The organism is Curtobacterium sp. VKM Ac-2865 (genome assembly GCF_015350905.1).
Taxonomy (GTDB): domain Bacteria; phylum Actinomycetota; class Actinomycetes; order Actinomycetales; family Microbacteriaceae; genus Curtobacterium.
This window is the reverse complement of record NZ_JADKRZ010000004.1, coordinates 295,503-320,879: the sequence shown is the minus strand read 5'-3', so window position 1 is coordinate 320,879 and position 25,377 is coordinate 295,503. Positions and strand designations below refer to the sequence as shown.

At 70.1% G+C, this 25,377-nt stretch carries 25 protein-coding genes; 12 read left to right on the top strand and 13 right to left on the bottom strand.

Going from position 1 to position 25,377, the window contains the following annotated elements; genetic code table 11:
- Positions 1-17: 17 nt before the first annotated feature.
- The 3 genes from ITJ54_RS12260 to ITJ54_RS12250 all read right to left on the bottom strand — a co-directional run bounded on the left by ITJ54_RS12260 (position 18) and on the right by ITJ54_RS12250 (position 3,365).
- Positions 18-1,352, bottom strand: a complete 1,335-nt coding sequence (locus ITJ54_RS12260; RefSeq protein ID WP_194628630.1) for an ABC transporter substrate-binding protein — start codon at positions 1,350-1,352, stop codon at positions 18-20.
- 103 nt (positions 1,353-1,455) lie between these two features.
- On the bottom strand, positions 1,456-2,433 hold the full coding sequence (locus tag ITJ54_RS12255) for a carbohydrate ABC transporter permease (protein WP_416354906.1): 978 nt from the start codon (positions 2,431-2,433) through the stop codon (positions 1,456-1,458).
- Positions 2,430-3,365, bottom strand: coding sequence for a carbohydrate ABC transporter permease (locus ITJ54_RS12250; protein WP_194628628.1), 936 nt, complete (start codon positions 3,363-3,365; stop codon positions 2,430-2,432). The genes ITJ54_RS12255 and ITJ54_RS12250 overlap by 4 nt, the downstream gene beginning before the upstream one ends.
- A gap of 272 nt (positions 3,366-3,637) precedes the next feature.
- Between ITJ54_RS12250 and ITJ54_RS12245 the strand changes: the two genes are divergently transcribed.
- Positions 3,638-4,624, top strand: coding sequence for a LacI family DNA-binding transcriptional regulator (locus tag ITJ54_RS12245; RefSeq protein WP_194628802.1), 987 nt, complete (start codon positions 3,638-3,640; stop codon positions 4,622-4,624).
- Between the two features lie 415 nt (positions 4,625-5,039).
- Here the strand turns inward: ITJ54_RS12245 and ITJ54_RS12240 are convergent, their stop codons facing one another.
- Positions 5,040-6,542, bottom strand: a complete 1,503-nt coding sequence (locus ITJ54_RS12240) for an alpha-N-arabinofuranosidase (RefSeq protein ID WP_194628626.1) — start codon at positions 6,540-6,542, stop codon at positions 5,040-5,042.
- Between the two features lie 235 nt (positions 6,543-6,777).
- Here ITJ54_RS12240 and ITJ54_RS12235 point away from each other — a divergent pair, with 235 nt between their 5' ends.
- Genes ITJ54_RS12235 through ITJ54_RS12225 form a run of 3 tightly spaced genes read left to right on the top strand, consistent with a single transcriptional unit; the run spans position 6,778 to position 10,081 of the window.
- A complete protein-coding gene (locus ITJ54_RS12235) occupies positions 6,778-8,145 on the top strand; it encodes an extracellular solute-binding protein (RefSeq protein ID WP_194628624.1) in 1,368 nt (455 codons plus the stop codon).
- Positions 8,146-8,199: 54 nt separating this feature from the next.
- Positions 8,200-9,165, top strand: a complete 966-nt coding sequence (locus ITJ54_RS12230) for a carbohydrate ABC transporter permease (protein WP_194628622.1) — start codon at positions 8,200-8,202, stop codon at positions 9,163-9,165.
- A 1-nt stretch (position 9,166) separates the two neighbouring features.
- Positions 9,167-10,081 carry a carbohydrate ABC transporter permease gene (locus ITJ54_RS12225; protein WP_194628620.1) on the top strand — a complete coding sequence of 305 codons (915 nt, stop codon included), beginning with the start codon at positions 9,167-9,169 and terminating at the stop codon, positions 10,079-10,081.
- Between the two features lie 204 nt (positions 10,082-10,285).
- On the opposite strand, the gene ITJ54_RS12220 is transcribed toward ITJ54_RS12225, so the two are convergent.
- Positions 10,286-11,026 (bottom strand): hypothetical protein, encoded by a 741-nt coding sequence (locus ITJ54_RS12220; protein WP_194628618.1) that lies wholly within the window; start codon positions 11,024-11,026, stop codon positions 10,286-10,288.
- 77 nt (positions 11,027-11,103) lie between these two features.
- Positions 11,104-11,934 carry a siderophore-interacting protein gene (locus tag ITJ54_RS12215; protein ID WP_194628616.1) on the bottom strand — a complete coding sequence of 277 codons (831 nt, stop codon included), beginning with the start codon at positions 11,932-11,934 and terminating at the stop codon, positions 11,104-11,106.
- Positions 11,935-11,993: 59 nt separating this feature from the next.
- Here ITJ54_RS12215 and ITJ54_RS12210 point away from each other — a divergent pair, with 59 nt between their 5' ends.
- Positions 11,994-13,031: an ABC transporter substrate-binding protein gene (locus ITJ54_RS12210; RefSeq protein WP_194628614.1), complete on the top strand. Its 1,038-nt coding sequence runs from the start codon at positions 11,994-11,996 to the stop codon at positions 13,029-13,031.
- Between the two features lie 34 nt (positions 13,032-13,065).
- On the opposite strand, the gene ITJ54_RS12205 is transcribed toward ITJ54_RS12210, so the two are convergent.
- From ITJ54_RS12205 to ITJ54_RS18475, 4 genes are all read right to left on the bottom strand, one after another.
- The gene (locus ITJ54_RS12205; protein ID WP_194628612.1) at positions 13,066-13,332 is read right to left on the bottom strand and encodes a hypothetical protein; all 267 of its coding nucleotides are present in this window, start codon (positions 13,330-13,332) and stop codon (positions 13,066-13,068) included.
- Positions 13,333-13,502: 170 nt separating this feature from the next.
- Complete coding sequence (bla, locus tag ITJ54_RS12200) at positions 13,503-14,453, bottom strand: class A beta-lactamase (protein ID WP_194628610.1); 951 nt, start codon at positions 14,451-14,453, stop codon at positions 13,503-13,505.
- Positions 14,454-14,535: 82 nt separating this feature from the next.
- Entirely contained in the window at positions 14,536-15,831 is a 1,296-nt protein-coding gene (locus tag ITJ54_RS12195; RefSeq protein ID WP_416354907.1) for a mannitol dehydrogenase family protein, read from the bottom strand.
- Between the two features lie 6 nt (positions 15,832-15,837).
- Positions 15,838-16,017 (bottom strand): hypothetical protein, encoded by a 180-nt coding sequence (locus tag ITJ54_RS18475; protein WP_416354905.1) that lies wholly within the window; start codon positions 16,015-16,017, stop codon positions 15,838-15,840.
- A gap of 137 nt (positions 16,018-16,154) precedes the next feature.
- On the opposite strand from ITJ54_RS18475, the gene ITJ54_RS12190 reads away from it, so the two are divergent.
- The 5 genes from ITJ54_RS12190 to ITJ54_RS12170 all read left to right on the top strand — a co-directional run bounded on the left by ITJ54_RS12190 (position 16,155) and on the right by ITJ54_RS12170 (position 21,927).
- Entirely contained in the window at positions 16,155-16,796 is a 642-nt protein-coding gene (locus ITJ54_RS12190; RefSeq protein ID WP_194628607.1) for a TetR/AcrR family transcriptional regulator, read from the top strand.
- Between the two features lie 73 nt (positions 16,797-16,869).
- A complete protein-coding gene (locus ITJ54_RS12185) occupies positions 16,870-19,611 on the top strand; it encodes an MMPL family transporter (RefSeq protein WP_194628605.1) in 2,742 nt (913 codons plus the stop codon).
- Between the two features lie 424 nt (positions 19,612-20,035).
- Complete coding sequence (locus ITJ54_RS12180) at positions 20,036-20,479, top strand: MarR family winged helix-turn-helix transcriptional regulator (RefSeq protein WP_194628603.1); 444 nt, start codon at positions 20,036-20,038, stop codon at positions 20,477-20,479.
- A 75-nt stretch (positions 20,480-20,554) separates the two neighbouring features.
- Positions 20,555-20,767 (top strand): hypothetical protein, encoded by a 213-nt coding sequence (locus ITJ54_RS12175; protein WP_071269526.1) that lies wholly within the window; start codon positions 20,555-20,557, stop codon positions 20,765-20,767.
- A gap of 62 nt (positions 20,768-20,829) precedes the next feature.
- The gene (locus ITJ54_RS12170; RefSeq protein WP_194628601.1) at positions 20,830-21,927 is read left to right on the top strand and encodes an alkene reductase; all 1,098 of its coding nucleotides are present in this window, start codon (positions 20,830-20,832) and stop codon (positions 21,925-21,927) included.
- 69 nt (positions 21,928-21,996) lie between these two features.
- Here the strand turns inward: ITJ54_RS12170 and ITJ54_RS12165 are convergent, their stop codons facing one another.
- From ITJ54_RS12165 to ITJ54_RS12155, 3 genes are read right to left on the bottom strand one after another with little or no spacing between them, the layout of a single operon-like run.
- Positions 21,997-22,704: an anti-sigma factor family protein gene (locus ITJ54_RS12165; RefSeq protein WP_194628599.1), complete on the bottom strand. Its 708-nt coding sequence runs from the start codon at positions 22,702-22,704 to the stop codon at positions 21,997-21,999.
- Complete coding sequence (locus tag ITJ54_RS12160) at positions 22,701-23,180, bottom strand: sigma-70 family RNA polymerase sigma factor (RefSeq protein WP_323741703.1); 480 nt, start codon at positions 23,178-23,180, stop codon at positions 22,701-22,703. The genes ITJ54_RS12165 and ITJ54_RS12160 overlap by 4 nt, the downstream gene beginning before the upstream one ends.
- A 32-nt stretch (positions 23,181-23,212) precedes the next feature.
- Positions 23,213-23,902, bottom strand: coding sequence for a YceI family protein (locus ITJ54_RS12155; protein ID WP_194628597.1), 690 nt, complete (start codon positions 23,900-23,902; stop codon positions 23,213-23,215).
- Between the two features lie 130 nt (positions 23,903-24,032).
- Here ITJ54_RS12155 and ITJ54_RS12150 point away from each other — a divergent pair, with 130 nt between their 5' ends.
- Complete coding sequence (locus ITJ54_RS12150) at positions 24,033-24,614, top strand: RNA polymerase sigma factor (RefSeq protein WP_194628596.1); 582 nt, start codon at positions 24,033-24,035, stop codon at positions 24,612-24,614.
- Between the two features lie 98 nt (positions 24,615-24,712).
- Complete coding sequence (locus tag ITJ54_RS12145; protein WP_194628595.1) at positions 24,713-25,324, top strand: helix-turn-helix transcriptional regulator; 612 nt, start codon at positions 24,713-24,715, stop codon at positions 25,322-25,324.
- Positions 25,325-25,377: the final 53 nt, after the last annotated feature.

Below are 25,377 nucleotides of genomic sequence, written 5' to 3'. Positions count from 1 at the left end.
GGGTGGTGGTGCTGGTGCTACTTGGTCGAGACCGTGAAGCCCTGCTGCTTGCCGTACTTCACGAGCGAGTCCTGCCAGGCCTGGAGTCCGGACTCCAGCGAGGTGCCCTTCTCGTAGGACTGCCCGACGGTGTCGGCGTAGACGCTGTTCGCGTACACCTGGTACGGCAGGTAAGTGAAGTCGTTGTCGGACGACTTCGACGCGTCGACCAGGACCTCGTTGATCTTCTGGCCGCCGAAGTACTCCGGCTCCTCGTTGAGGAAGGCCGAGGACTCCAGGTCAGCGGTGGTGGACGGGAAGCCGCCGGACTCCATGAAGATCTTCGTGGAGGCCTTCGACGAGTTCAGCCACTTGAGGAAGCCGGCTGCGAGGGCCGGGTTCTTCGTCTGCTTCATGACGACCTCGGCGCTGCCGCCGTTGTTCGCGGTGACGGCCTTCGAGCCGTCGTAGGTCGGCATCGGGGCGACGCGCCAGTCACCCTTGGCGTCGGCGACGCTCGCCTCGAGGTTGCCCGGCATCCACGCGCCCGTGATGAGCGTGGCGATCTGGCCGTTGCCGAGCTGCTTGTACCAGTCGTCGGTCCAGCCGACGGTCTTGGCGAGCAGCTTCTTCTCGACGAGTTCGTTCCAGGTCGAGGTCCACTTCTCGGTGCCCTTGTCCTGCAGGTTGACCGTGACCTTGTCGCCCTTCGTGGTGAACGGCGTGCCACCGGCCTGGGCGATCATGCTGGTCGTGAAGCCGGCGTCGCCGGAGTCCGCCGCGATGTACGCGTCGGGGTCGGACTGGTGCAGCTTCTCGGCCGCGGTGACGTACTCGTCCCACGTCTTCGGGACGGTGATGCCGTTCGCGTCGAAGACCTTCTTGTTGTAGAACAGCGCCATGGGGCCGGAGTCCTGGGGCAGGCCGTAGACCTTGTCCCCGTTCGTCACGGAGCTCCAGGTGCTGGCGGCGAACTTGCTCTCCAGCCCGTCGAAGCCGTAGCTCGACAGGTCGAGGAGCGACTCGGACAGCGAGAACTGCGGGATGGCGTAGTACTCGACCTGCGCGACGTCGGGGGCACCCGAGCCGGCCTTGATCGTGTTCTGCAGCTTCGTGTACTGGTCGGCACCGGTGCCGGCGTTGACGAGCTTGACGTCCACCTTGGGGTACTGCTTCTCGAACGCGGCGACCTGGGCCTTCGCGGACGGGGTCCAGGACCAGTAGGTCAGCGTGCCGCCCTTGGCGAGCGCAGAGTCGATGTCCGAGGCGGAGCCGCCGGAGGACGAGCCGCCGGACGAGCAGGCCGCCAGGGCGATGGCGGCGGTGACGCCGATGGCGAGGGCGCTGAGTCCGCGCCGGGCCTTCGTGTTCATGGGGTGCCTTTCACTTCTTCGTGTTGGGGATGCTGCGGTGCTGCTGTGGAGCGGTCGGGCGGGAGGCGCGTGGCGGGGTCGCCCCGAGCCTCCTGGCCGTGGATCAGGCCTTGACGGACCCGGCCGCGAGGCCGGACTGCCAGAAGCGCTGCAGGAAGAGGAACGCGACCACGATCGGGATGATCGTGAGCAGCGAACCGGTGACGACGAGGTTGTAGATCGGCTGCGCACCGGAACCGGTGGCCTGCGCGTTCCACTGGTTGAGGCCGACGGTGAGCGGGTACCACTTCGGGTCGCTCAGCATGATGAGCGGCAGGAAGTAGTTGTTCCACGTCGCGACGACGGTGAAGAGCAGCACGGTGACGACACCGGGTGCGAGCAGGCGGAGCGCGATCGTGAAGAAGATCCGGAACTCCCCCGCGCCGTCCATGCGGGCGGCTTCGAGGAGCTCGGACGGGATCGCGTCGACCGCGTACGTCCACACCAGGTACATGCCGAACGGGCTGATCAGCGAGGGCAGGATGATCGCCCACGGGGTGTTCGTCAGGCCGACCTGCGAGAAGAGCAGGAAGGTCGGGACCGCCAGGGCCGTGCCGGGCACCGCGATGGCGCCGAGGACGATCGCGAACACGGCGCGGCGGCCGGGGAACGCGAACTTGGCCATGCCGTAGCCGGCGACGGTCGCCAGGAGCGTCGCTCCACCGGCACCGACGACCACGTAGAGCAGCGTGTTGCCGAACCACTGCAGGAAGATGCCGTCGTTGTAAGTGACCGTGTCGACGATGTTCTGCCAGAGGTTGAAGTCTCCGCCGAACCAGAGGCCGAACGTGGACAGCAGCGACGACTGCGTCTTCGTGCTGTTCACGAGCAGGTAGAACAGCGGCGCGAACGAGTAGACGACGAAGACGATCATCACGGCGGTCAGGAGACCGGAGCGCTTCGGCTTGCGGCCGTCGACGGGCTGCTTCGCCTTCCTGGAGGCTCGTCCCGCGCCGCCACGGCCGTCGCGGAGCGTCGTGGTCGCCTCGGTCACCGTGGCGGGTCCGGCAGGACCGGTGGCGGGGTGCTGCAGGGTGCTCATCGGTTCTCCTGTCGGGTGCCGCGGACCTGCACGACGTAGGCGATCACGGCGGTGATGACGCCCATCACGATGGCGACGGTGGCGGAGTAGTTGAACTGCTGGCCGCTGAAGGACAGCGAGTAGGCGTACATGTTCGGCGTGAAGGAGCTGCCGATGACGTTCGGGGCGAGGGTCTTCAGCAGGTTCGGCTCGTTGAAGAGCTGGAAGCTGCCGATGATCGAGAAGATCGTGGCGATGACCATCGGGCCGCGGAGCGCCGGGAGCTTGATCGAGAAGACCGTGCGCAGGGGCCCGGCACCGTCGAGCTCGGCGGCCTCGTACAGCTCGCCGGGGACGGTGCGGAGGGCCGCGTAGAAGATCAGCATGTTGTAGCCGAGGAACTCCCACGTGACGACGTTGCCGATCGACGTGAGGACCCAGGTCGGGCTGAACGGCTGCAGCAGGTCGATGCCGAGCGCGTCGTTCGCCGCACCGGTCAGGCCGAACTGGTTGCCGTAGATGAAGCCCCAGATGAGCGCTGCGACGACACCGGGGACCGCGTAGGGCAGGAACACCGCGATGCGGAAGAACGACGTTCCCCAGAGCCGCGCGCTGTCGAGCGTCAGGGCGGCGACGAGCGCGAGCCCGAGCATGATCGGGACCTGGATGACCAGGAACACGACGACCCGACCGAAGCCGGACCAGAACTGCGAGTCCTGGAAGAGCTGCAGGTAGTTGGCGAACCAGACGAACTGGTTGCCGCCGACGAGTTGGTCGCGGAACAGGCTGAGCCAGAGCGCGTACCCGATCGGCACGATGAGCATGAGGACCAGGACGACGACGAACGGGCCCACGAAGAGCCACCCGGTGAACCGGCCCCTGGGCTTCGGCCGCCGTCGCGGTGGCGCTGCCGGCGACCCGGCCGGGGCCGTGCGCGCTGCGAGCGTGCTCATGTGACTCCTTCGTCTGCTGCGTTCGGGGACGCGGCTGGTGCGTGCGTGGGACGCGGTTGCTGCGTTCGGGCACGCGTCTGCTGCGTTCGGGGACGTCGATGTTGACGTCAACATCGAACGAGCCGACGATAGCATGGCAACGTCAACATGCGTTACCGTTCGGAGCGGTCGGCTCCCTGTCCGGCTGTCCCCCGGGCGTTCCGCCCGGCCACGCCCGACGAAGGAGCGACGTGACGACCGACCTGTCCGCCACCGGCCGTCGCGCCCCGTCGATGGCTGCCGTCGCCGACGCCGCCGGCGTCTCGATGCAGACGGTGTCGCGGGTCGCGCGGGGCTTCGACAACGTCAGTCCCGACACCCGCGAGCGCGTCCAGCAGGCGATGGCCTCGCTCGGGTACCGGCCGAACCGGGCCGCGCGGGCACTGCGTTCCGGGCGCTTCCGCACGATCGGCGTGATCATGTTCACGCTCGCGTCCTTCGGCAACATGCGCACGCTCGAGGCCATCGCCGACGCCGCTGGCGCCGCCGACTTCACGATCACGCTGCTGCCGATGGCGTCCCGCACGGAAGAGGGCGTCCGATCGGCCTTCTCCCGCCTGCACGAGCAGGCCGTCGACGGCGTGGTGATCATCATCGAGTCCCACGTCATCGACACCGCCGAGGTCGCCCTGCCCGACGGCGTCCCGATGGTGGTCGTCGACTCCACCGGCACGACCGAACACCCGGCGATCGACACCGACCAGACCGACGGCGCCCGGCTCGCCACGCAGCACCTGCTCGACCTCGGCCACGACACCGTGTGGCACGTCGCCGGCCCCTCGTCGTCGTACTCGGCGGCACGGCGACTCGCTGCGTGGCAGACCACGCTCGAGCGTGCCGGCCGGGTCGTGCCACCGGTGTTCCGCGGGGACTGGAACACGTCCTCCGGCTACCGCGCCGGCCTCGAGATCGCCCGGCGCCCGGAGATCACCGCGGTGTTCGCCGCGAACGACCAGACCGCCCTCGGGATCCTCCGCGCGTGCCACGAGCTCGGGCGCACCGTGCCGGAGTCCCTCAGCGTGGTGGGCTTCGACGACTCGCCGGAGTCCGACTCGTTCTGGCCGCCGCTGACCACGGTGCACCAGTCCTTCGACGAGGTCGGTCGCCGCGCGGTCTCGACCCTGCTCGCCCAGATCGAGGGAGCACCGGTCGTCGCCACGACGGACCTGGTCCCGGTGCGCCTGGTCGAGCGCGCGAGCACGGCGCCCCCGCCGCGGTAGCGCGGCGGGCGCGTGGGCTGGCGCGTGGTGCGAGGTTGCGCACCCCGTGCGCGCCCGTGTCCCCGCACGGGGCGATCAACATCGCACCGACCGAGGGACCCCGCACCGTGCGGGCCGGCTCACCGGCCCGCACCACGTGCCGGACGGGAGGCTCGTGGCGGCCCGGCACCGAGCCTCCAGGCCGCCCCGTGGTGCGTTCCTTACCCTCACGCCCGCGCTGGAATGCGGAAACGCGCGTGGTGGGTCGGAAGTTCCAACCCCTTACGCGCGATTCGACCTCCTTCGCACGGATTGACCCGCACCGCACCGGACCGCACCAGACCGCGCGCCTGCGCTGGAAAGCGGAATCGCGCGTAGGCAGTCGGGATTCCCGACCACCTACGCGCGATTCGACCACCTACGCGTGATGCGACGATCAGCCGATCGACAGCGCCGTCCAGCTCACCGGGGGGAGCTCGATCGTGACGGTGTCACCCTCGCGGCGAGCCGACTCGTTCGTGCGCAGACCGACGCGCGACGTGTTCGTCAGGTCGTTGACCGCGTGCAGGTCGTCGTCCCAGACACCCTCGGCGTGGACGTCACCCGTGACGTCGAGCCCGGACAGGTCGATGGTGACCGTCGTGCTCTCCGAGGGGTGGCGGTTGACCAGGAACACCGCGGCCTTGCCGTCCTCGATCGTGGCGGCGGAGTCCACGACCGGGACCTCGCCGTACGTGCCGCCGTCGACGGTGTCACCCGACGCGATGACCTGCAGCGAGGTGCCGTGTGCGAGCCGCGACGTCAGCGAGAACGGGAAGAAGGTGGTCTGGCGCCAGGCCTCGCCACCGGGCTCGGTCATGATCGGGCCGATCACGTTGACGAGCTGCGCGATCGACGCCGACGCGACGCGGTCCGCGTGCCGCAGCAGCGAGATGAGCAGGCCACCGACCACGACGGCGTCCGCCACCGTGTAGATGTCCTCGAGCAGACGCGGGGCCACGGGCCACTCGTCGAGCGTGAACTCCTTCTGCTGCTCGTTCCACTTCGAGATCGACCAGACGTTCCACTCGTCGAACGAGATGTCGATGCGCTTGTCGGACTTCTTGTGCGCCTTGACGTGGTCGGCCGCGGTGGTGACCGTGTCGATGAAGCGGTCCATGTTGACGCCGGACGCCAGGAAGGTCGGCATGTCGGTGCCTTCTTCGTAGTAGGCGTGGGCCGAGATGTAGTCGACGTCGTCGTAGGCGTGCTCGAGGACCGTGCGCTCCCACTCGCCGAACGTCGGCATCGACGCACCCGAGGAACCGCAGATGACGAGCTCCAGGTCGGGCTGGATCTGCCGCATGCCCTTGGCGGTCATCGCCGCGAGCTTGCCGTAGTCGTCGGCGTTCTTGTGGCCGAGCTGCCAGGGGCCGTCCATCTCGTTGCCGAGGCACCACATGGTGATGCCGAAGGGCTCCTCGCGGCCGTTCGCGCGTCGCTGGTCGGCGAGCGCGGTGCCGCTGCGGATGTTGGCGTACTCGAGCAGTTCGATGGCGGCGTCGGTGCCACGGGTGCCGAGGTTGACGGCGAGCATCATCTCGGATCCGACCGAGTCGAGCCACTGCTGGAACTCGTGCAGGCCGACCTCGTTCGTCTCGGTGGAGTGCCACGCGAGGTCGAGGCGGCGGGGACGCTGGTCGACCGGGCCGACGCCGTCCTCCCACTTGTAGCCGGAGACGAAGTTGCCGCCGGGGTAGCGGATGGTGGTGACGCCGAGCTCCTTGACGAGTTCGATGACGTCCTTGCGGAAGCCGTGCTCGTCGGCGCTCTCGTGAGCGGGCTCGTGGATGCCGTCGTAGACGTGGCGACCGAGGTGCTCGACGAACCCACCGAAGATGCGGCGGCGCACCGGCCCCACGGTGAACGCGGCGTCGAGGACGAGGTGTGTGCGGGGCATGGATCTCCTTCGATCATCTGCTGGCTCGTGGGCTCCGGGCGCACTGCACCCGGTGCGGCAGGTCGCGCTCGGTCCCGAGTCGTTCCAGAGAGTGAGCGCTCACCTGTCCCGTAACGCTACCGGTATCCATGTCGTGACGAAAGGGGTGGCGCGCCGCGGACAGCGAGGCTAATGTGAGCGCTCACGGAGCACTGACCCACGTGTTCCGCAGCCCGGCCCACGATGGAGTGATGCCATGCCGATCCGACCCGTACCACCCGTCTCGCAGTCACGGGGCGCCGGTTTCACCCGGCGGAGCCTCCTGGCTGCCGGAGCGGCGGCAGCGACCGTCCTCCCCCTCGCTGCGTGCTCGAGCCCGCTCTCCGCCGGCCTCGCCGGAAGCGCGCTCAACCCGGAGACGCTCGTCTTCTGGAACCTCTTCGGCGGCGGCGACGGTCTCCGTATGCAGGAGATGGAAGCCGGCTACGCCAAGCAGCACGGCGGCTCCAGCTCCCTGCAGGCCACGACGTTCGCCTGGGGCAACCCGTACTACTCGAAGGTCACACTCGCCACCGTCGGGAACAAGCCGCCGGACGTCGCGATTGCCCACCTGACCCGGGCGAAGCCGCTCTGGGACGGCGACCTGCTCGACCCGATCACGTCCGAGGACCTGGCCGGGGTCGGGCTCAGCGCCAGCGACTTCAACCAGAAGGCCTGGACCGCGCAGAAGACCGACGGCAAGAACATCGCCATCCCGCTCGACACGCACCCGTTCGTGCTGTTCTACAACGTCGACGTCTGCCAGAAGGCCGGCCTGATCGACGGCGACGGCAACCTCAAGGACCTGACCGGCATCGACGCCTTCGAGAGCGCCCTCGCCGCGGTCTCGAAGGTCACCGGCGGCACGGCCCTGAACGTGGCGAACGTCAGCGAGATCGCGACCCCGTGGCGCTTCTTCTGGACGATGTACAACCAGATCGAGGGCGCGACGCCGTTCATCAGCGACGGCGGCGCGAAGCTCACGGTCAACGAGGACGCCTACTCGAAGGTCACCGAGATGACCCAGAAGTGGGTCAAGAGCGGCTGGCTCAACAAGGGCCTCGACTACGCCACCGCGCAGACGCTGATGTTCACCGGCAAGGCCGGCTTCTTCATGCAGGGCGAGTGGGAGATCAGCACCGCGCAGTCGATCAAGGGGCTGAAGTTCGGCATGGCGCCGATCCCGCAGCTCTTCGACAAGCCGGCGGCCCAGGCCGACTCGCACACCTTCATCCTGCCGCGGAAGGACCGCACGCCGGAGCAGAAGAAGGCCGCGATGCTCTTCATCAAGCAGATGCTCGAGCAGAGCCTCACGTGGGCGCAGGGCGGTCACGTGCCGGCGTACATGCCGACGTTCGACAGCAGCGCGTACAAGAAGCTCACGCCCCAGTCGAACTACGCCTCGGCCGCCGCGTCCGCCGTGTTCGACGACGCCGCCTGGTACGGCGGGTCCGGCTCCACCTTCGAGAACACCGTCGGCGCCCAGCTCGCGCTCGTGCAGCAGGGCAGCAGCTCCCCCGCCGCCGCCATGAGCGCGATCAAGTCCCAGCTCTCGACCTACCTCAACACGCCGAGCCCGCTGTGATCGGCCCGACGACCACCACGAACGCCGTGAACACCCTGCGAAAGGCACGATGACGTGACCACAGCACCTGTCCTCGACCGGCCCACGGACGCGGCGAGCGCGCCCCGCAAGCTGCGCACCTACCGCACCAGCCTGACCCGCGGCCAGGGCCGCAGCGGCTGGCTCTTCCTGGCCCCGTTCGGCCTGTTCTACATCGCCTTCCTGCTCGGCCCGACGGTCTGGATGATCGTCACGAGCTTCTTCAACACCTCGACGGTCCGCACCGGGCTCGGCTCCTTCGCCGGGTTCGCGAACTACGCGGAGATGCTCGGACGCGACGACTTCTGGTCGTCCCTCTGGCACACCCTGCAGTTCACGCTCTACACGACCCCGCCGCTGGTGATCCTGGCGTTCGTGTTCGCCGTGCTGACGAACCGGATGAACAAGGGCCAGTGGTTCTTCCGCCTGGCCTTCTTCCTGCCGTTCATCCTGCCGTCGGCGACGATCTCGCTGATCTGGGTGTTCATCTTCACGCCGAGCACCGGCCTCTTCGCGAGCATCCAGACGCTGCTCGGCATGACCCCAGGCGCCGGCATGCTGGCGAGCCCGAACACGGCGATGATCGGTGTCGCCATCGCCACCGTCTGGTGGACGCTCGGGTTCAACTTCGTGCTCTACCTGGCCGGCCTGCAGGAGATCCCCCGCGAGCTGTACGAAGCGGCTGCGGTCGACGGCGCCTCGAACTGGCAGCAGATCAAGTCGATCACCCTGCCGCTGCTCGGCCGCACCACGACCCTGGTCATCCTGCTGCAGATCATCGCGTCCCTGAAGATCTTCGACCAGGTCTACCTGATGACGAACGGCGGTCCGGGCATCTCGACCCAGGTCTCGCTGCAGCTCATCACCGGCGTCGGCTTCACCGACAACCGGCTGGGTGCCGCCTCGGCCGCGTCCGTCCTCCTGTTCATCGTGATCGTCGCGATCGCCGTCATCCGGCAGATCGTCGAGCGGGTCGCCGCCAAGCGTGAGATCGGAGCCTGAGATGACCACCACCGAGAGCATCACCACGGACCGCCCCAAGTACCGGTCCGGCGTCTCGTCAGCCGCCCCCACCAGTGCCGCCAAGATCGGTGTCAGCGGCCGCGGCTTCACGATCGCGTCGGGCATCATCCTGACGGTCTTCGCGATCATCTGGCTCATCCCGAGTGTCTTCGCCCTGAAGACCTCGCTGTCCGACAACGGCGTCGCGGCGCTCGGCGCCAACTCGATCCTGTCGAACTGGAACCCGACGCTGCACTCCTACGCGGCGCTGTTCCAGGCCGGCGACATCTGGAACTGGTACCTCGCCAGCGCCATCACGAGCATCGTCACCGCGCTGCTGACCGTGCTGTTCGCCTCGATGGCCGCGTTCGCGCTGTCCCGCCTGGTGTTCCGCGGTCGGAACGTCGCGTTCCTGCTCATCATCCTCGGCATCATGATCCCGACCCAGGTCCTGATCATCCCGATCTTCCAGGAGCTCAACGCCGTCGGCCTGCTGAACACCTACTGGTCGGTCATCTTCCCGCAGGTGCCCGCCGTGATCGCGGTGTTCATCTTCAAGCAGTTCTTCGACGGCATCCCCCGCGAGCTCGAGGAAGCGGCCCGCATCGACGGCGCCGGCATCTGGAAGGTCTACTGGTCGGTCATCCTGCCGCTGTCGCGTCCGGTGATCGCTGCGGTCACGATCCTGACCTTCGTCGGGGTGTGGAACAACCTGCTGCTGCCGCTGTTCGTGCTGTCGAACCCGGACCTCATGACGATCCCGGTCGGGCTCGCCACGGTCCAGGGCAGCTTCGGCCAGCGGTACGCCGACATCCAGGCGGGTGCGCTGCTCGCGGCGCTGCCGCTGATCATCCTCTACCTGATCTTCCAGCGGCAGATCGTGGAGGGCGTGACCGGTTCCGGCCTGAAGGGCTGACGCCACCACACGACGGACGGGAGGCTCGGTGCCAGCTGGCACCGAGCCTCCCGTCCGTCGTGTGGTGCGGTGGAACCGCGCGTGGTGGGTCAGATCGCGCGTGGTGCGTGGATCCGCGCGTAGTCGGTCGGTTCTTCGGACCTGCAACGCGCGGAACCACATCCCACCGCACGTGATGTGGGAAGGAACGACCAGGCGCCCGGCTCAGGGAACGGGCGTCACCGTCCACGTGCCGTTCGTCTGGATCGCCATGACACCGGGCAGGTCGACGTCGAACTGCTCCGCGAAGGCCTCGGTGTTGCCGAAGATCTTCGGCTGGTCGGACGTCGTGAAGACCCGTCCGCTGAAGGAGTCGTCGGCGTTCGCGGGCGTGAAGTCGACGGACACGTGCGGCACGTCGTCGCCGAGGAACAGTACTGCCGGACCGGTGCCGGACTGCGCTCCCGAGACCGACGGGATGTCGTTCCAGCTGCGCATCGTCACCGACCAGGGGCCCTGCGCGTCGACGATGACTGTCTGGTCCGGGGCGTCGTCCCGCATGACCGCCGTCAGGAACGAGCCCTTCAAGGGTGCGGTGGCGCGCCCGAACGGGGACATCCGCCCCGGTGCGGTGACCGTTGCGGTGCCCGTGCACGCCGAGCAGTCCAGCTCGATGACGACCGCGAACGCTCCCTCGGTGTGGAAGGCGACGTTCGACGGCCCGGTCGCCGACGCGGAGGCCGAGACGCCGGAGGCCACCGTACCCGCATTGACCGTGTCCGGCAGCGCCTGCGCGATGGGCGGTGTCGTCGCCGTCGGCGTGGGGGTGGCCGTGGCCGTGGGCGTGCGCGTCGGTTCCGTGGTCGGCGCGGTCCGTGACGCTGCGGGCTCGGGCGGTGCCGAGTCGTCCATCTCCTGCGCACATCCGGTCAGCAGCAGCACCGCTGCCATGACCGTGCTGACCAATGCTGTTCCCCGTACCGACCCCATGCGACCACCCTGGCACGTCGACCGGCGCGCGGGGTCGGACGGGCGCCGACGAGTCAGGCGTCGACGCGGGTCTTCGTCTCGTGCTTCCAGAACCCGGAGAACGTGATGCGGTCCTTCGGCAGGCCGGCGCGATGCAGGTGTCGGCGTCCCTCCGTCGCGAGCGTGGACTCCCCCACGACGAACGCGTAGCCGCGGTCGTCCGCCAGGGTGTGGCGGCGGAGCTCCTCGAGCGCAGCCGTGCCGGGCACCGCGTGCGGGTCCTCGTGCTCGCGGACGACCCAGGTCACGGTGACACCCGCCGGGGCGTCGAGCTGCCGGACGTCGGCTGCCGTCGGGACCTCCTGGATGATGCGACCGACGGTGTCGCGCGGCATCGAGCCGGCGATGCCGATGACGCCGGGCAGGCCGGTCTCCTCGGCGACGACGAGCACCTCGCTGGCGTCGGGCGGGCAGTCGAAGATGCGCCCCTGGTCGAGCACGGCGAGCTCGTCGCCGGGCTGCGCGCCGCAGGCCCAGATCGCGGCGCGACCCTCGGGAGCGCCGTCGTCAGCCGTGTGCACGACGAAGTCGATGTCCAGCTCGCCGACGTCCTGGCGGAAGGCAGCGACCGTGTAGTTCGCGCAGTGCGGGCGGACGGCCTCGGGGATCGCGAGGAAGGGCGGCCACCACTTCGCCCCGTCGAGCTCGGGCAGTTCGAAGGCGTCCTGGTGCGGCAGCTGCACGAACAGGCGGAACCAGTGGTCGTAGCCGAGGTGCTCGAACTCGTGTAGGTCGAGCCCGGTGACCGTGACGCGGTGCATCGACGGGGTCACACGTGCTGAGCGGACGACCTGGGCGCGGAAGAGCCTCGGGTTCGTGGGCATGAGCCGCGGGGTCTTCGCCATGAGGCAAGGCTAACCTGAGTCCCCGGTCATGCAAGGAGTGTCGGATACGCTCTCGTGCCGTGGAGCTCCCCCGATCCGGCAGCCGTCGTGCCGCCCTGCTGACCGCCGTGGTCGTCGGGGTCATGGTGCTCGCGGGCTGCACCGGCGGGACCACCGTCACCGGACCCACCAGCAGCACGGACGCCCGCCGCGGACCCGCTGCTGACGCCTGGTCGTTCAAGGACGCGACCGGCACCACCATCGCACTCGACCACCGGCCGGAGCGCATCGTCGTGGTGGACGACCTCGCCGTCTCCTTCCTGCAGTACGGCCTGCACCCGGTCGGGACGTTCGGCGACGTCCCCCTGTCGGAGGATGCCCGGTTCGACGAGCTCGACACCACGGGCATCACCGAGGTCGGCACCGACGACGGCGACGTCGACCTCACCCGGCTAGCCGGACTCGAGCCGGACCTCGTCGTGACGTCGGTCTACCCGACGGACGGCTCCGTGGGCGTGGACGACCTGGGAACCGGGTTCGCCAGCCGCACCCGTCAGGACCAGATCGGGAAGATCGCGCCCGTCCTCCGCGTCGAGTGGGGCGGGAAGGGCCTCGACGCCGTCCGGCAGGTCACCCGGCTGGCGGAGGCACTCGGCGCTGCCCGGTCGACCGTGGACACCGCGGAGCGCGCGTTCGACCGCGCTCGTTCAGCACTGTCGGACGCCGCCGACGACCGGGACCTACGGGTCGTCTCGTTGTACGCCGACGCCGACGGGGTGTACGTCACCCGTCCCGCCGACGAGCCGACCCTGCAGCTGTACGACAGCCTCGGCGTGGACGTCGTCGACCCGGGTCCGAAGGGCTTCTACTGGGGCGTGTACAGCTGGGCGAACGCGGGCAAGGTCGACGGCGACGTGCTCCTGCTCTCGCCGGAGGGGTACCAGGCCCGGCAGCTGCTGGCGCAACCGACCTTCGCCGACGACCCGGCCCTCGTCGCCGGGCAGGTGCACAGCTGGCCGGTGCCGGGGCTCGACTACGCGTCGCAGGCCCGCGCGATGACGGAGCTCGCCGGCTGGCTCGAGGACAGCCGGACGGTGTCCCAGCGCGCTGACGGCTGACCGCCCGCAGGCGTCAGGCGTCGGGCGTCAGGCGTCAGGCGTCGAGCGGCAGCAGGGGCGCCCAGAAGGCGTCAGGGCCGTCGCCGACGACCGCGTCGGACTCGAAGCGGAAGCCGTACCCGCGCACGAACTCGGCGGCGGCGGCGATCTCGCTCTGGGCGTCGTCCTGGTCGGCCTGGAAGAGGTACTCGCCGTGCCCCATGCGGACGCCGCTGTCGCTGATGACGCTCAGGTCCCAGCGTCCCTCCTCGGCGCGCTCGATCCGGACGACGGCGGCCTGTGCGGCGGTGAAGTCAGACATGACGGCGAAGCTACGCGTGGCCGCTGAGCGCTCCTCAGAGGCGCGCGTTCCTGGTGGCACGGTGCGCGGCCCGCACGGTGCGCGGCTCGCCGGCCGGTGCGAGGTCAACCACCCGGTGCGGTCCGGTGACGGCGCACGGGGTTGTCGACCTCGCACCAGGCAGAGCCGGGTCAACGGCCGAGCGCGGTGACCGCCACTCGCGTCGCCGTGGCCACCAGGGCGTCGTCGGGCTCCGCGCCGGCAGCGCCCTTGCTCGTCATCACGACCACCACGATCGGCGCCCGGCCCGTCGGGTACACGACACCGATGTCGTTGCGGACGCCGTACGACCCCGTCCCGGTCTTGTCGGCGACCGACCACGCCGGATCGACCCCAGCCCGGATCGTCGCGTCGCCCGTGGTGTTGCGGAGCATGGTCTCGCGCACCATCCTCCGATCGGACGGTTCGAGTGCCGAACCGAGGAGGACCGCGCGCACGTCGGCCGCGAACTGCGCCGGCGTGGTGGTGTCCCGCGCATCGCCCGGAGTGGCCTCGTTCAGGTCGGGCTCGACGCGGTCGACGTTCGTCGTCCGGTCGCCGAGGTCGCGGAGGAACCGCTGCACCTCGCCCGGCCCACCGACCCGCTCCACGAGCAGGTTCGCCGCCGTGTTGTCGCTGAAGCGGAGCATCGCGTCCAGGAGCGCCCGCACGGTCATCCCGGTGGCGACGGACTGACTCGTCACGGGGGCGTACGCCAGCAGGTCCGCACGGTCGTAGTGCACCACGGTGTCGAGGTCGGCGTCCGAGGACCGCGCGAGCAGTGCCGCCGCGATGAAGACCTTGTTCGCCGAGGCGAAGGCGAAGCGCTCCCCCGCACGCCAGGCGACCTGCCTGCCGGTGCCGGTGTCGATCGCCGTCACGCCGAGCCGAGCGCCGTGGTCGCGCTCGAGCGCGCGGAAGGCGCGGTCCGTCGCAGGCGACGAGGTCGTGTCGGGCGACGCGGCGGACGTCACGCTCGTCGGCCCCCTGCCCGACGCGGCGGACGACACCGGGGCAGACGGCCCCGCACCGGCGCACCCGGCGAGCGCGAGCGCCCCCACGAGCAGCACGGCCGCAGCGGACACCGTCGACGTCGATCGCATCCCGCCATCCTCCCCTGCGCCGTGCACAGTTCCCCACCTGACGTCCCACCGCCACCCGGTCACGTCGAGTGCGCGACCCGCGTCAACCGCGCGACAGCCGCTCCACCGTGGCGTGCGCGCCGTCGCGGACGAGTCCGTCGAGGGCGTCGCGGTACGCGGCGACGAACCGCTCGTCGTCGACGAGGTCCCCGAACACCTGCCGGTTCGCGATGAAGGCGAGCGGGTCCTCGCGCTGGGTCAGGGCGATGCGGTGCAGGGACTCGGCCAGGCGGTCGACGATCTCGATCGGCTCCCCCGACTCGTCGGTGCCCTCGGCGTACCGGGCCCACGACGCGACGATCCCGGCCGACAGGGCGACAGGTCCACCCGATCGGAGGTTGTCGCGCACGACCGGCAGCAGCCACTTCGGGATCCGGTCGCTCGACTCGGCGCAGAGCCGGGCCAGGGTGTCGCGGACCTCGGGGTTCTGGAAGCGCTCGATGAGGGTCGCCTTGTAGTCGTCGAGGTCGATGCCGGGTACCGGCTGCAGCGTCGGGGTCGCCTCCTCGTCCATGTACCGACGGAGGAAGGTCGCGATGGCCGGGTCCTGCGTGGCCTCGTGCGCGTAGCGGTTGCCGGAGAGGTACCCGAAGTAGCACAGGCCCTGGTGCGACGCGTTGAGGAGCCGCAGCTTCATCAGCTCGTACGGCTCCACGTCCGCGACGAGCTGCACGTCGACGTCCTCGTAGGCCGGGCGTCCGGCGGGGTGGTCGTCCTCGAGCACCCACTGGAAGAAGGGCTCGGCGACGACGGGCCAGGCGTCCTCGATGCCGAGGTCGTCGCGCACCGCGGCTCGGTCCTCGTCGGTGGTGACGGGGGTGATCCGGTCGACCATCGAGTTCGGGAACGCCACGTGCTCGTCCATCCACTCGGCGAAACGGGGGTCCTGCAGCCGGGCGAAGGCGGTGAACATCGCCCGGGCGACGTGCCCGTTGCCCTGGATGTTGTCGCACGACATCACGGTGAACGGCTCGAGCCCGCGGTCTCGTCGGCGACGGAGGGCCGCCACCACCAGGCCGAAGACGGTGCGCGGCGGGGTGTCCCCGTCGACGTCGGCGACCACGCCCGGGTCGTCCTCGACGAAGGCGCCGGTGACGTGGTCGAAGTTGTACCCGCCCTCGGTGATGGTCAGGCTGACGATCTTCGTCTCCGGCGACGCCATCTTCTCGACCACGGCGTCCGGGTCGTCGACGGCGAGCAGGTAGTCGACGATGCTGCCGATGACCCGGGCCTCGCGGGTGCCGTCCGCGTGCTTGAGGACGAGCGTGTAGAGCCCGTCCTGCGTCCGCATCGTCTCGGCCATGCGGCGGTCCTGCTCGAGCACACCGACCCCGCAGATGCCGTACTACCGGGCTTCGCCGCGCTGCAGGAGCCGGTCGATGACCATCGCCTGGTGCGCCCGGTGGAAGCCGCCGACACCGAAGTGGACGATGCCGGCCGTGATCCCGGTGCGGTCGTAGGTCGGGACGGCGACCCCCGCGGCGGCGATCTCGTCGAGGGTGGCCGTGGACAGGGAGACGGACATCGGTACTCCTTCGTACGGGTCGGTCGACCGGTCACGCTGGCCGTTCGGTCAGTCTTCCACGCGAGTCCGGGGGACAAGACTGAGCGTCCGCTCCGCCACGGTGCACTGAGTGCATCGTTGCACCTAGTGTTGCTTCCGTGACCCTGTCGATCGACCGCCGTGCTGCCCTCAAGGCGAAGCACCGTGCGGCGATCCTGCAGGCGGCCCGCGACCTGGTGGACGAACGCGGCGGACGTGGCTTCAGCGTGGACGAGCTCGCCGCCCGCGCCGACGTCGCCCGACGCACGGTGTTCAACCACTTCTCCTCGCTCGACGAGATCCTGCTGACGGTCTGCGAAGAGGTGCTGTCGGTGATCATCGACCGCTTCCTCGGTGACATCGCCAACACCCCCGTCGGTGACGGCTCCCGTTCCTCGATGTTCGACGAGCTCGAGTCCGCAGCACGGGGAGCCGACCTGGCGAGCGCCATCGCCCGGATGGCCACGATCCTCGGGGAACCGGACGACGAGACCGACGCCAAGGCGGCGATCCTCACCCAGACGGCCTTCGCCCGGGTGACCGACCGCCTCCGGGTGGAGGTCATCCGACGGCACCCCGCAGCCGACGAACTCGACGCGGCCCTGCTCGTCGACTCGCTCATGAGCGGCATCGTCGTCATCGCCGAACACTGGCTCTCGACGACCGGGCCCCGACTCGACCAGGACGCCCTCGACGACTGGGACGCCCTGCTCGCACGACTCGTGCACAGCGTCCGCAGCGGGTACCTGCCCGCGCACTGACATCACCACCAGGGGTCCACCGGCGTACCCCACTCCGCACGCACCACCCACTACGAAAGGAACGGGGCACCCCATGGCCGGTCTGCTCTACCGCCTCGGACGATTCGCCGCCCGACGGCACTGGCTCGTGATCATCACCTGGATCGTGATCATGGGGATCGCGGGCGGGACGTACGCCCTGTTCGCCGGGACCATCTCCTCGTCGATCACCATCCCGAACACCAAGACCAGCCAGGTGCAGGACCAGCTCGCGGACAAGTTCCCGAGTGCCAACGGCGGGAACGGCACGCTCGTCTTCGAGACGACGGACGGCAAGGCCTTCACGAGCGCGCAGAAGAGCGGGGTCGACGACTTCCTGAAGGACCTCGAGGACCTCAACGGCGTCAAGGGTGCGACGTCGGGGTTCAGCACGCAGGACCAGCTCGACGACCAGCGCCAGAAGATCGTCGACGGCCGCAAGGAGATCAGCGACGGCCGCGCACAGATCAAGGACGGCCAGGCCCAGCTCGACGCCCAGAAGGCCCAGCTCGAGTCCGGCAAGCAGCAGATCGCCGACGCGCAGGCCAAGCTCGACGCCCAGAAGCAGCAGCTCTCCGCAGCGTCGGCCTCCGGTGCAGCAGCGACCGGCGCAGCAGCCTCCGGCGCCGCCGCCCAGGCACAGGCCGCGCAGGCGCAGCTGACGCAGGCCCAGGCGCAGATCGACGCCCAGCAGGCCCAGATCACGTCCGGTGAGCAGCAGCTCACCGAGGCGCAGCAGAAGATCGACGAGAACACCACCAAGCTCGACGACAGCGCGAAGCAGCTCGAGCAGGGGTCCGACCTGCTCGACCTGTCGAAGGACATCCGCTTCGTCTCCTCGAACGGCAGCGCCGCGATCGGCACCGTGCAGTTCACGAAGTCGACGTACGAGGTGCCGCAGAGCACCAAGACCGCGATCTCCGACAAGGCCGATGCCGCGGAGATCGACGGCGTCCGCGTGTACGTGTCGAACGACATCGCCCAGGGGGTCCCGTCGATCCTCGGCCCGGGCGAGATCGCGGGCGTGATCGTCGCCGCGATCGTGCTGTTCCTGATGCTCCGGACGATCGTCGGTGCCGCAGTGCCGCTCGTCAGTGCCGTGCTCGGCATCGGGGTGGCGTCGCTCGCAGCCCTGTCGTTCTCCAGCCTCGTCGAGTTCATCTCGGTCACGCCGGTGCTGGGGGTGATGCTGGGCCTGGCGGTCGGCATCGACTACTCGCTGTTCATCCTCAACCGACACCGGACCCAGCTGAAGCAGGGCATGGGCGTGCACGAGTCGATCGGGCTCGCCAACGGCACGTCCGGCAATGCCGTCGTGTTCGCCGGCGCGACGGTCATCGTCGCCCTGCTCGCGCTCAACATCACCGGCATCCCGTTCCTCGGCCTGATGGGCACGGTGGGCGCCGTCGCGGTGTTCTTCGCCATCCTCATCGCCACGTCCTTCACCCCGGCGCTGCTGTCGATCATCGGCATGCGGATCCTCCGGGGGAAGGAGCGCACGCGCATCGGCAACACCGGCTCGACCCGCGTCCCGAACAAGCCCATGTCGACCTGGCGCGCGGTCATCACGCTCGTCGCCGGCATCGCGGTGCTCGGCACGATCGCGCTCCCGGCCACGCAGATGCGGCTCGGTCTGCCCTCGGGGTCGTCGGAGGCCGTCGACTCCAGCCAGTACAAGGCGTACAAGACGCTCAGCAAGGAGTTCGGCGCCGGACAGAACGGCCCACTGCTCGTCGTGGCCACCCTGCCGAAGGCGATCGACGAGGGCGACGTCACCGCGACCGAGGTCACCATCGGCCAGGCGATCGCGAAGAACAGCGACGTCGACGCCGTGCTGCCGATCGGCGCCTCGAAGGCCCGCGACATCATCGCGTTCCAGGTGAAGCCCTCCGGCGGCCCGGACAGCATCTCGACGGAGGACCTCGTCAAGGACCTCCGGACGCAGAACGTGAACGTCGACGACGGGAAGGCCACGCTCGGCGTCGCAGGCAACGCGTCCGCGAACATCGACGTCTCCGAGAAGCTCTCGAGCGTGCTGCCGCTGTACCTGGCGGTCGTCGTCGGGCTGTCGCTCATCATCCTGATCGTCGTGTTCCGGTCCTTCCTGGTCCCGATCACGGCCACGGCGGGCTTCATCCTGTCGGTCCTCGCGGCCTTCGGTGGCCTGACCGCGATCTACCAGTGGGGGTGGTTCGGCAGCGTCTTCGGCGTGCACGACCCCGCGCCGATCCTGAGCTTCCTGCCCATCATCGAGATCGGCATCCTGTTCGGCCTGGCGATGGACTACCAGCTGTTCCTGGTGTCGGGCATGCGCGAGGCCTACGCCCACGGCGCGAGCGCGAAGGTGGCCGTCCAGCGCGGTCTGCACGCCGGTCGCGCGGTGGTCACGGCAGCGGCGATCATCATGATCTCCGTGTTCGCCGGGTTCATCTTCTCGGACTCCTCCACCATCAAGCCGATCGGGTTCGGCCTGGCGTTCGGTGTGCTCGTCGACGCGTTCGTCGTCCGCATGCTGCTCATCCCGGCCGCGATGCACCTGCTCGGCAAGAGTGCCTGGTGGTTCCCGAAGTGGCTCGACCGCATCGTGCCGGACGTCGACGTCGAGGGCGCCAAGCTCGAGCGGTCGCACCCGGGTGACCGGAACGCCGACCTCCAGCGGAACAGCGAGCCCGAGCCCGCGCGAGTCGGAGCCGTGCACGCGCACGAGGACACCCGCACCGGCACCCACGCCCTGCCGGTGGAGCCGGACGCGAACCCCCACGAGTCCGGCCACGAGCCGGCCCACCGCGCGGAGTAGCCCCGACCCCATCCCACCCCGAGATCGCAGTCCGTGTCGCCTCCCCCGTTCCGGAGGCGACACGGACTGCGATCTCACGTGGTGGGGGCGGCGGGGACGCGGGGACGCGGGCCGACCGCCGGGCGCGCCACGAGCCTCCCGACCGGTCACGACACCCCGTTCACGTCCGCCGACCGGTCACGGCCCGTCGACCCGGCCGTCGCGGAGCGACGGGGCGTGACCACTGGATGCGTTGCTGCCGGTGCGTCCCGACCAGTCACGGCCTGGAGGCCCGGCTCAGCTCCGCCCCGCCCCCACCCTGAGATCGCAGTCCGTGTCGCCTCCCCTGTTCCGGAGGCGACACGGACTGCGATCTCACGTGGCGGGGTGGGGGCGGCGCAAGGCGTGGCGCAGGTCCTTCGCGCACGAACGGTATCGTGGGGGCATGGCCTCCACCGAGCTCGACCCTCTCGCCCTCGACCGGCAGCTCTGCTTCGCACTCGCCGCGACGAGCCGCAGCGTGATCGGGCTCTACCGCGACCTGCTCGACCCCCTGGGCCTGACGCACCCGCAGTACCTCGTCATGCTCGCCCTGTGGGAGCACGACCCGCGGTCCGTGCGTGCGATCGCGGCGGAACTCCGACTCGACTCGGCCACGTTGAGCCCACTCCTGAAGCGCCTCGAGGCCGCCGGGTACCTCCGCCGCACCCGCAACGCCTCCGACGAACGGCAGCTCGAGGTGTCGCTGACCACAGCGGGACGAGCCCTCCGCGACCGCGCCCGCGCCGTTCCCGTCGCGGTGGCAGACCGGCTCGGCTGGCCCGTCGCCCGGCTCGAGGCACTCAAGGACGAGCTCACCGCCCTGCTCGACGTCGTCGACACGGTCTGAACCGACACGGTCTGGACCCACACGGCGCGGATCGTTCGTGCGACAATGATGAGTGGACGAACGAAAGGCAGGACCATGGGTCGCTTCAGCGGGTGGTACCAGCGGTGGAACACGACGCTCATCGAGAAGATGGGCCCGTCGCAGATCGGCGCGGGCCACGACGAGGGCGTGGACGACCGCTCCGTCGACCGCGGCTGCCCCATCTGCCACAAGCCGCTCTCCCGCCACCAGGTGATCCGCCCCGAGGGCCAGGTCCGCTCCTCCACCCTCGTCTGCCCCCGCGACTGAGAAGAACCTCCGAGCCGCGCGACCCGTGGAATTGCACAGCACAACAGCACGTTGACCTGCACGTGAAGCTCTTCGAACCCACCTCCTTCGGCGCCATGCGCCTGTCGAACCGCATCGTCATGGCCCCGCTCACGCGCACCCGCGCCGGCGAGCACGGCATCCCGAACGACCTGCTGGTCGAGCACTACCGTCAGCGCGCCGGCCTCGGCATGATCATCACCGAGGGCACCTGGCCCGTCCAGGAAGGCCGCTCCTACCCCGGACAGCCCGGCATCGAGACCGACGACCAGATCGCCGGCTGGCGCCGCGTCGCCGACGCCGTGCACGCCGAGGGCGGCACCATCGTGATGCAGCTCATGCACGGTGGCCGCGTCTCGCACCCCGAGATCTCGCAGACCCCGCGCATCGTCGGCCCGAGCGCCGTCGCCGCCCCCGGCCAGACGCACCTGGCCGACGGCTCCAAGGCCGACATGCCCGTCCCCCACGAGCTGACCACCGACGAGGTCGCCGAGGTCGTGCAGCAGTTCGCGCAGTCCGCCCGCAACGCCATCGCCGCGGGGCTCGACGGCGTCGAGGTCCACGGCGCCAACGGCTACCTGGTCCACGAGTTCATGTCCCCGGTGTCGAACACCCGCACCGACCAGTACGGCGGCTCCCCCGAGAACCGCGCGCGCTTCGCGGTCGAGGTCGCCACGGCCGTCGCCGAGGCCGTCGGTGCCGACCGCACCGGCATCCGCCTGTCGCCCGAGCACGGCATCCAGGGCGTCCTCGAGGACGACGCCACCGAGACCCGCGCCGTGTACACCGCGGTCGCCGAGGGCCTCGCGCCGCTCGGACTCGCCTTCGTCGACGTCCTGCACGCCGAGCCGACGGGTGACCTCGTGCAGCACATCCGCCGCACCGCGGGCGCGCCGTTCATCGTGAACTCGGGCTTCTCCTCGCTCACCACGCGTGACGAGGCCGTCGTGCTGGTCGACACCGACCAGGCAGACGCCGTCGCCGTCGGTCGCGCGGCCATCGCGAACCCGGACCTCGCCTACCGCTGGGAGCAGGACACGGAGCTCAACGAGCCCCGCCCGGAGCTCTTCTACGGCCAGGGCGCCGAGGGCTACACCGACTACCCGACGCTCGCCGACGTGCGCGCGTCCTCCGTCGCGTAGTCAGCACCACTGACGGACTGGAGGCTCCCTGCCAGCTGGCAGGGAGCCTCCAGTCGTTCCGTCAGCGGATCAGAGGTCGACGCTGGCGAGCGTGAGCCCACCGTCGTGCAGGCGGACCTGCACTCCGGAGATGTCGGCGCGCGGGATGTCCGTCGTCGCCGCCAGTCCGCGGGCGTCCTGCCCTGCGGCCGTCCACGTGCCGACGGTCTGCGTCCTGCCGTCCGTCCGGACCACCACGAGGTCGTACATCACCGACCCGTCCGCGGCCCAGTCCTTGCCGCCGTACGAGCAGCCCCAGTCGAAGCGCGTCCCCCACGACGCGCCCTGCACCGCGAGGTCGACCGCGAAGCCCTGCCGTCCCGACATCGCGTACTGGTCGGCTCCGGGAACGGCGCTCGTCGTCGGGCCGGCCTGCACGGTGCCGCGGTCGGCAGCGGTCCCGACCGCGAGGCCGCCGAGCACGGCGACCACGACGGCGATGCCCGCGGTGGCCGCGACCCAGACCCGACGACGGTGCCGACGGTGGCGGACGCGGTGCGCGACGGAGGCGAGGGTGCTCTCGGAGGCCGGGACGTCCCTCCAGTCCGCGTCCGCGATCTCGACCGCCTGGTCGGCCGGGAGCTTCGCGAGCAGACCGGGCAGACCGGCGAGCTCGGCGACGGCGGCCGAGCAGCGGTCGCACGTGGCGAGGTGCTGCTCGTACTCGAGCCGCTCGTCCTGGGGCAGCGCGCCGACCACGTACGCGGCGTCCCACTCGGCGTAGGGGTCCTCGGTCATCGGGTCACGCCTCGTTCCTGCAGTGCGAGCCGGAGTGCCCGCAGCCCGTAGTGCAGCCGTGACTTCGCGGTGCCCTCGGGGATGTCGTGTCGCCGGGCGATCTCCGGGACGGTGTGGCCGAGCCAGTAGGCGTCGACCACGACCCGCTGGTGCTCGGGCGACAGGGACGTGAGCGCGTCCGCGACCACGATGCGGTCGAGGACGGCGTCGGTCCGGTCGGCCTCGACGCGGTCCACGGGTTCCTCACTGCCGTACTCGCGCCGGTTCCTGGCGGAGCGGGCGTCGTCGACGACCAGGTTCCGCGCCACGGTGAACAGCCACGCGCGGACGCTGTCCGGCGGCCGTTCGAGCACCGCCGGGCGCTGCCACGCACGCACCATCGTCTCCTGGACCACGTCGTCGACGGTCGAGCCGTCCCGCGTCAGGTGCCGGACGTACCGGGTGAGCGCGTCGCCGTGCTCACGGTGGAGCGTCACGAGCAGTTCGTCGGCGGACCGGCTCGCCACGGTCACCGCGCCAGGTCGAGGGAGAACTCCACGGAGCCCTTCCCGTCCACGGTCACGAAGCCGAGCGAGGGTGCCGTCACGCCGTAGTCGGCGAAGGTGACCGGCACGGAACCGGCGACCTGCACGGTGCCGTCCTTGCCGACGGCGACCTGGGCGTCGGCGGTCACGGGCTTCTGGACCCCGTGCAGGTCCATCGTCCCGGTCAGCGAGACGTCCTGCGTGGTGCCGGCCAGCGCCTTCGACACGTCGACCGGCTTCGTCACCGTGAAGGTGGCGGTCGGGAACTGGTCGGTCTCGAGGGCCTTCGACCGGAAGTAGGCGTCACGGGCCGCCTCGGGCGTGCTGATCTTGGCGACCTGCACGGTCACGGTGGCCTTCCGGAGCTGCCCGCCGTCGACGGTGGCATCTGCCTCGACCTGCTTCGTCCGTCCGACCACGTTCACATCCTGCCCCTGCAGGACCTCGTGCACCCGGTAGCCGGCGTACGACGTGTCGCGGCTCGTCCAGGTGCCGTCCGCGTCGGAGGCGTCGAGGGTGGCGGACGAGCTCGGCGCGAGGCTCGGTGCGGCGGCGGCCTGTCCGTTGACGACGTTCGCGTAGATGAGCGGGCCGCCGATCAGGGCGGCGGCGCCGACCACGACGACGCCGGTGGTGATGCCGATGATGACCTTGGTGCGTGTACGAAGTCCCATACCCGGACGACGAGACAGGGCGGCGGATCGTTCACCGCTGGTCCCGTGGACTGGGGTATCCGGGTGGACCACCACCAAGGACGCCGGTTCCGAAGCATGCACACACCGTCACTGGAAGACCGGAACACGCATGCTCACCACCGCCCCTCGCCCCGCCCTGGACCGCCCGACGACGCCGGACCCCGACGACCTGCTCGTGCTCCGGGCCGCCGGCGGGGACGAGCGGGCGTTCGGCGAGCTCATGCGTCGGCACTCGGCACTGCTCCACGGCGTGGTGCACGGCATCCTCCGGAGCTCCAGCGACGCCGACGACGTCGTGCAGGAGACCTTCATCGCCGCGTGGACCCGGCTCGACAGCGTGCTCGACGGCGCAGCGATCGTCGGGTGGCTCGTCACGACCGCGCGGCGACGCAGCTACGACCGCCTGCGCGGCGCCGGCCGCCAGCGACCGGGCGACCTGCAGGACACGATCCGGGCCGCCGTGGAGCACGCCCCGGACGCCGTCGCCGAACGGGCGTCGCTCGTCGCGGAGGCACGGCGCGTGCTCGACCGGATGCCCGCCGTGCAGCGACGGTGCTGGGAGCTGCGGCACCTGCGCGGCAGCAGCTACGACGAGATCGGGATGGAGCTCGGCGTGCCGAAGTCGACGGTCAGGGGCCTGCTCGCACGGGCCCGTCTGGTGCTCGAGACCGACCTCGCGCTCTGGCGGTGACCGGCACCGACGGCCGGTGGGCGCCTGCGGTACGCTCCGCAGGCAACGTCGTTGCTGGTCCCGTCCTCACGCATCTGCGCGGCGCCTCTCCCCCCCCGGTGCGTAGAGGCGACAGCATCCCGACCCACCGCGATCCTCTTCCGCGTCCGACCGAGTCCGACGCCGTCCTGACCCAGTACTGGGCGCACGTCTCGGCACACGTCCGCTTCGTCCTCGACACCCACCCCGTCGGCAGTTCGGACGACGTGCGCGCGGTCGCGTCGGCGTACCTGGAGTCCGCCGCGACCGTGGTCCCCGCCGCGTTGCGACGCGAGCTCGACGAGCACGGGGCACCGCGCACGGTCCGCCGTGCCGTCGCGTTCATCCAGGCGAACCTGCTCGACCACCTGACGGCCGTCGAGGTCGCCACCGCCGCGGGTTCCTCCCCGCGGGCGCTCCAGCTCGCGTTCCGCCGCGCACTCGACCTGACGCCGATGGAGTACGTGCGCGATGCACGGCTCTCCGGTGCCCACGCGCAGCTGCTGGTCGACAGCCGGACCTCCGTCGGACAGATCGCGTCGAAGTGGGGGTTCTCGAACCAGGGTCGGTTCGCAGCGGCCTACCGCGAGCGGTACGGCGAGACGCCCACCCAGACACGTGGTCGCCTCGACCACGCGGACCGGGACGGAGGCTCGGAGGTCGCGTCCGACACGGAGGCGCTGACGGCCTGACGGCCTGACGGCCTGCCGGCCTGACGGCCTGCCGCGGTGCGGGGCCATGTGCG